This is a genomic window from Halochromatium sp. (assembly GCF_054919635.1).
Genome location: NZ_JBUDPI010000252.1, coordinates 1 through 5,840, shown reverse-complemented (window position 1 = coordinate 5,840; position 5,840 = coordinate 1). Strand labels below are relative to the sequence as shown.

Here is a 5,840-nt window from a genome sequence, read left to right as displayed (position 1 = left end):
GGGGCCCAGCGGGCAGTCGGCAGGCGACCAACGTCATCGATTCGGGGGCGAGTTGAGTCGATCATCAGCCCATCATCAGCAGCACATCGATCTCGCGAAGCCCCCGACACGAAGCTGAGCTTGATGCAGGGGTGATCGCTGTTCGGTTTTCGCCTTTCTTGGCTCCAGAGACCGCACTATAGGTGAAGGTTGTGTTGACATGCAGCCTCGGGGTGAGCACGCCATGATCATGCTACCCTGCTCACACATCCTGCTTGGCCGTTTGCGATCTTGCTCAACCCGCTCTTGTCGCAGACATCCCAACGACACGCGCTCCAGCTTGCGCGAGCTGAGGACTCGATCCAATGCCCACAGTTGTACCCAGCCCTGATCCAAGCTCAGAGCTGCTGTCTCGACATCTTCCGCCGCAGCCGTTGATCGAGGCACAGGTGCGCGATGCGCTGGCCGAAGACCTTGGTGAGGGCGATCTGACCGCTCGTTTACTCCCGGAAGCGACCATCGCGAGCGCCGAGGTCATCACGCGCGACGATGCGGTGCTCTGTGGCGCAGCCTGGTTCAATCAGGTGTTCCGTCAGCTCGATCCGCTGGTCGAGATCGAATGGCACGCGCGCGATGGTGAGCGGGTGCTGCCTGGCCAGCTGCTTTGTTCGGTGCGAGGGAATCTGCGCCAGCTGCTGACCGGCGAGCGCACGGCGCTGAACTATCTGCAGTTACTTTCCGGCACGGCGACCCGTGCCCGTCGTTATGCCGATGCTGTGGCTGGTTTGCCGGTTCGTATCCTCGATACGCGTAAGACGTTACCGGGGCTGCGACGCCAACAGAAGTACGCAGTCGTTTGTGGCGGTTGCGAAAACCATCGCATGGGATTGTTTGACGCGATCCTGATCAAGGAGAACCACATCAGCGCGGCGGGATCGATTCGAGCCGCGATCGCGGCAGCACGCCGACTGGCCAACGGTGTCCCCGATGAGATCGAGGTTGAGATCGAGGTCGAGTCGTTGGAGGAGCTGACCGAGGCCCTGGACGCGGGTGTCGAGCGTGTTCTGCTCGACAATTTTGGGCTACCGGAGCTGCGGCGTGCGGTCGAGTTGACGGCCGGCCGCGCTCGGCTTGAGGCCTCTGGGGGCATTACGCGCGATCGGGTGCGGCTCATCGCGGAGACCGGCGTGGATGATATCTCTGTTGGGGAGCTGACGAAGCATGTCGACGCGGTTGACTTATCGATGCGTCTGCTGCCTGCGCAGATCTGAGCTGCGTATGGCTCAGGCGCTGATCATTTGCGATACCTATCGCGATGGAGGAGGGTATCGGCATTAGCGACTATTAAATTTAGAAAACGCTAATATAATGATCCCCGTTGTCGCAAGAAACGCGGCGACGCTTGCAACCCAGACAAAATCGAATTCGGAGAATACAGATGAAAAAGCTTGCTACTGCCGCAGCCGTTGCCGCTCTTCTTGGTGTGTCCGCTTCTGCCAGCGCATGGTGGGGTGGTCCTGGCTATGGCGGCCCGGGCTACGGCAACGGTTGGGGTGACGGCATGGGCGACATGTTTAGCGACATGTTCGGCGATGGCTACGGCGACTTCAACATGAGCATGAGCGGCGGTGGCCACGGTTATGGTCGTGGGCGTGGCTACGGCTACGGTCGCGGTTATGGTGACGGTTACGGTTACGGAAACCCATACTACGGCGGTTATGGTGCTCCCTACTATGGTGCCCCTTACGGTGCAGCTCCCTATGCGGCTCCTTACGGCGCAGCACCTCATGGTGCGCCGGCTGCTCCTGCGGCCCCGGCTCAATCTGAAGCCAAGTAAGTCCGTAGGTCTTTAGCCTAAGACCTCGAGTCCGGCGGTCGACCCCAAACTGGGGTCGACCGCCGGATTTTTTGTGTTTCGGCCTAACTTGACTAGGCAATCAGCAACAGGCTGCTATAGGCGAGGCCGAGCCCGATAGCAGACGCAACGATGACATCGGTTGGATAGTGCAGCCCGAGGACGACGCGCGATGCCGCGACCAGCAAGGTGAACGGAACCAGAAGCCAGCCGAGCTGGGGATAGTAGAAGAGCGCGATGGTCGAGAAATTGACCGCGTGCAGCGTGTGTCCAGACGGAAAGCTGTAACGATCGAGCGGTGGCACGCTGGCTGCGATATCGGCCGTGTAGTGGCAAGGCCGTATGCGACGCGTCCGGCCCTTGAGGCTCTTATAAAGGATGAGTGCAATACCGCCCATGAGCAGCATATGCACGGCAGCCTCGAGTCCGTCGAGGCCGTCGACGATCGGCAGTACGGCGATGAGGCTGTACCAGAACACACCATTGCCAAGCCGACTGATGAGCGCAAAGGGGCGTAATAGCCAAGGACGTTGATGGGCTCGGCTCCAACGTCGACAGAAGGGTGTTTCTAGCTCATTCAGCAGTCGCAGGAATGGGTTCATGACGCTCACCCGGGTTACTGGCGCAGTCGATCACAGAGAACAGATGGTCTTCAAGATCGCGTATGACGCGGTCCCAGCTCAGCGATTCTGCCGTTCGTCGAGCTTCTTGCCCGAACCGGCGGAGCTGCTCGCGGCTGCCGGCCGCCTCTTCGGCCTGTCGCAAGAAGGCGGCGCGATCGCCCATAGGGACACTATAGCCGTTTCGTCCGTGGTGCAGGTGCTCACGAGCTGCCGCATAGTCGAATGCGAGCGGCGCGACGCCGCTGGCGAGGGCCTCGGTCAGGACGTTGCCGAAGGTCTCCGTTAGGCTCGGGAAGACGAAGAGGTCAGCTGAGGCGTAATGCTCCGCCAAGGCCGTGCCGACCTTGGCGCCCGTGTAAATATGGTGCGGGTGCTGACGGCGCAGATGCCCAAGCTCGGGTCCGTCGCCGACGAGCACGCAACGGCTGTTTGGCTGCACGCGCTGAATGCGCTCGAAGGCCTCGATCGCAAGATCGATGTGCTTTTCCGCGGCGATCCGTCCAACGTAAAGCGCAACCAGGGTTTCTTCATCGCTGTGCCAAGAAGCGCGCAGCGCTGCACTGCGATAGTGCGGTGAGAAGCGTTCGGTGTCGACGCCGCGGCTGAGCACGTGCAGATTCGAGAATCCGGCTGCCGCGAGGTCGTCCTGCAGCGCTCGAGTTGGCACCAGTGTTGCGCCGGAATGGTTATGGAATCGTCGCAGGATATTGATGATCGGCCGCATCAGAAGTCCGGCCCCGTAATGGCTGCAGTACTGCTGAAACTGCGTGTGAAAACCGGTCCGCGTTGGAATGCCTTGACGCCTGGCCACTCGCAGCGCAGCGTGTCCGAGCGGGCCTTCGGTGGCGATGTAGATGGCATCGGGTCGCGCGGTGCGCCATCGGCGTCGCAGCTTGCCGAGCGCGGGTAGACCAAAGCGCAACCCGCGGTAGCCTGGCAACGGCAGCCCGCTGACGAGCAGCTCGGCAGCCTGTTGTGTCTCCGTGCGCTGGGTTTCAGTTGCTCCGGAGCGCTGCCGATCCGCAGGCTGCCGTGGTCGCACGAGGCTGACGCGGTGGCCACGGCGTTCAAGCCCGCGGGCAAGCTGCGCCAAGGTATTGGCGACACCGTTGATCTCCGGCGGATAGGTCTCAGTGACCAGCGCGACATGCAGGCTCCGCCTTTGAGTTGGCGCTTGTCGGTCTTGGGCGCAAGCGGTGCAGGTGGTCATGCTCGTCGTTCCTCTACACGGCGACGCTGGCTCGTCGTCGGCCCAGCAATGACCGAAAGGCCAAGCGCCTGAGCGATTCGGAGCTCGCAGTTGGCAGCAAGCGCGCGTCGGTCGGTGCCGGCAGTGACAACCAGCTCAAGAAAGCGGACCTCGACCTCGGTCTTGGGTTGACAGAGGACGCGCCAAAGATGCGCGATCAACGTGTCGTCGTCGATGAATGGTGCGATCGGATCTGGCTCAGCGTTGGAGCCGTACCGGATCGCGACCGGCTGCACATCGATGTGCGGCTGCTGTGCCGCAGCAAGCAGTCGCGGATGGAAGCGCCGTAGCTTAAGGCCATTGCTGGTCGTACCCTCGGGAAAGATCACCACGGGCTGCTGCTCAAGGACCCTTGCCGCGATGCGCTCGATCAGCTCGGAGGTCTGATGGCCGCCGCGCTTGATGAATAAGGTTCCGACCTGCGCCGACATCCAGCCGATCATCGGCCATTGCCGAACCTCTGACTTGGATAAGAAGGTCATCGGCGCAAGCGAGCCCAGGACCGGGATATCGAGCCATGAGATGTGGTTCGAGACAAGTAGGGCGCGCTGGGCGATCTGGCCTTGGACGCGAACCTCGAGGCTGAGCATTGGCCTCAGATGTCGGTACCACCAGCAGACGATGGCCGGGTTTGTGCGGGCACTGCCGCCAAGCACGCGCCAAAGGGCCAGGCCGACAACGATCAGCGCGCCGATGCTCAGATGTCCGCCGACGCGAAGGAGGCGCAGGGTCGCCCGTAGGCGAGCCAAAGTCGGTGGCGCCATCCGCTCCTCCTAGACGCGCTCCAGGAAATGCCGAGCATAGCTCGGATTAAGCAGGTGCATATCAAGCAGCATCAGTATGTCGGCGACCTCGAAATCAGGGTCTCGGCAGGGCTCGCCACAGGCAACGGCGCCGAGGCGGACATAGCCTTTGAGTAGGGCCGGAAGGGGCGCATCGAGAACGTCACTCGCCCCAAGACGCGTCTGCAGCGGTGCGCGGGGAACAACCATGAGCGCCTCTGGGGCCATGGCCTGGCGGCGCAGGCGGTTCATAATGGCTGCCGCCTGGCAGTCATTCTCTCCTAGGGGCACACTGGCGCAGCCGAAGAGGTAATCCACCTGATGCTGCTGGATGTAGTGCGCCACGCCCGACCAGAGCACAGCGATCACCGAGCCGTGGCGGCATTCGTGCGAGACGCAGGTGCGCCCGAGCTCAAGCAGCTGACCGGGCAGCGATGGAATGATACCCAGGTCGAATTCGCTCTCTGAGTAGAAGCGGCCAAGGCGCTCGGCCCCTTGGCTGCTGAGCAAGCGTGTGCAACCGACCACGCGGTTATTCTTGGTCTCGCGCACCAATAGATGCTCGCAGACGCTGTCGAACTCGTCGACGTCGAGTCCTGCCTCACTGGTTTTTAGCTTAGCGCCGAGCTCTTCACCGAAGACTCGATAGCGCAGTGCCTGCGCCTCGCGCACGGCGTCGGGGGAATCGGCCAGCTCGACGAACAGGCGCTCACCGCGTTTGATACTAAGAGCAGGTGCGCTCGCTCCCATCTTCTCTCCGACCATAGCAACGGGGTAACTTCTCAGTTTAACGGAGTCGCATGTCGATCCGATGGCTTTAATGTGACCGCTCTATGACGGCTCAATGCGGTCGCTGTCCGCAGTCTCTGTGCGTGATCATCAGTTCCGGCTCTCTCCTTATATAGCTGCTCATCTAGCCGCCCGCTGCTTGCTCTTAGCTGCGCAGCGACCTGATCGGCCAGTTGCGCTCGCGCGCGACCTTGGCAAGACGCTCGTCTGGGTCAATTGTCACAGGGAAGTCCACCGTCTCCAGCAGGGGTAGGTCGTTGATCGAGTCACTGTAGAACACACTGCCGCTCAAGGTCTCCGACTTGGTCTCGAGCCAGTGGCGGAGGCGCTCGACCTTGCCTTCGCGGAATGCTGGCGGCCCAATGACCTCGCCACTGTAGCGTCCGTCGACGAGGGCCGGCTCGGTGGCAATCAGATGCTCGATGCCGAAACGTTCCGCAATCGGCGCGGTGACAAAGGCGTTGGTTGCGGTAATGATCATGAGCGTATCACCCTTGCTGCGGTGCTGCTCAACAAGGGCCTTCGCCGCCGGCAGCATGATCGGCTCAATCTGCTCTTGCATA

General features: G+C 61.7%; 7 protein-coding genes. 2 read left to right on the top strand and 5 right to left on the bottom strand.

Annotated features, from left to right (window positions below):
• Positions 1-344 precede the first annotated feature (344 nt).
• Together nadC and ACY693_RS13985 are read left to right on the top strand one after the other, a co-directional pair.
• Complete coding sequence (gene nadC, locus ACY693_RS13990; RefSeq protein ID WP_462322438.1) at positions 345-1,250, top strand: carboxylating nicotinate-nucleotide diphosphorylase; 906 nt, start codon at positions 345-347, stop codon at positions 1,248-1,250.
• A 167-nt stretch (positions 1,251-1,417) separates the two neighbouring features.
• The gene (locus ACY693_RS13985) at positions 1,418-1,816 is read left to right on the top strand and encodes a sulfur globule family protein (RefSeq protein WP_462322437.1); all 399 of its coding nucleotides are present in this window, start codon (positions 1,418-1,420) and stop codon (positions 1,814-1,816) included.
• Positions 1,817-1,908: 92 nt separating this feature from the next.
• Here ACY693_RS13985 and ACY693_RS13980 read toward each other — a convergent pair whose 3' ends face one another.
• The 5 genes from ACY693_RS13980 to ACY693_RS13960 form a co-directional block, all read right to left on the bottom strand.
• Complete coding sequence (locus tag ACY693_RS13980) at positions 1,909-2,436, bottom strand: phosphatase PAP2 family protein (protein ID WP_462322436.1); 528 nt, start codon at positions 2,434-2,436, stop codon at positions 1,909-1,911.
• The gene (locus ACY693_RS13975) at positions 2,408-3,667 is read right to left on the bottom strand and encodes a glycosyltransferase family 4 protein (RefSeq protein ID WP_462322435.1); all 1,260 of its coding nucleotides are present in this window, start codon (positions 3,665-3,667) and stop codon (positions 2,408-2,410) included. Before ACY693_RS13975 ends, ACY693_RS13980 begins: the two co-directional genes overlap by 29 nt.
• Positions 3,664-4,470, bottom strand: a complete 807-nt coding sequence (locus tag ACY693_RS13970) for a lysophospholipid acyltransferase family protein (RefSeq protein WP_462322434.1) — start codon at positions 4,468-4,470, stop codon at positions 3,664-3,666. The genes ACY693_RS13975 and ACY693_RS13970 overlap by 4 nt, the downstream gene beginning before the upstream one ends.
• A 9-nt stretch (positions 4,471-4,479) precedes the next feature.
• Entirely contained in the window at positions 4,480-5,238 is a 759-nt protein-coding gene (locus ACY693_RS13965; RefSeq protein WP_462322433.1) for a GNAT family N-acetyltransferase, read from the bottom strand.
• Positions 5,239-5,422: 184 nt separating this feature from the next.
• A partial coding sequence (locus tag ACY693_RS13960; protein WP_462322432.1) for an HAD family hydrolase occupies positions 5,423-5,840 on the bottom strand: 418 nt, incomplete at its 5' end.

Bases quoted from the DNA above. Each gene is read 5' to 3' on its own strand.
- ACY693_RS13980 (WP_462322436.1), bottom strand. From the start codon at position 2,436: ATGAACCCATTCCTGCGACTGCTGAATGAGCTAGAAACACCCTTCTGT.
- ACY693_RS13970 (WP_462322434.1), bottom strand. From the start codon at position 4,470: ATGGCGCCACCGACTTTGGCTCGCCTACGGGCGACCCTGCGCCTCCTT.
- ACY693_RS13975 (WP_462322435.1), bottom strand. From the start codon at position 3,667: ATGACCACCTGCACCGCTTGCGCCCAAGACCGACAAGCGCCAACTCAA.
- ACY693_RS13965 (WP_462322433.1), bottom strand. From the start codon at position 5,238: ATGGGAGCGAGCGCACCTGCTCTTAGTATCAAACGCGGTGAGCGCCTG.
- ACY693_RS13985 (WP_462322437.1), top strand. From the start codon at position 1,418: ATGAAAAAGCTTGCTACTGCCGCAGCCGTTGCCGCTCTTCTTGGTGTG.
- nadC (WP_462322438.1), top strand. From the start codon at position 345: ATGCCCACAGTTGTACCCAGCCCTGATCCAAGCTCAGAGCTGCTGTCT.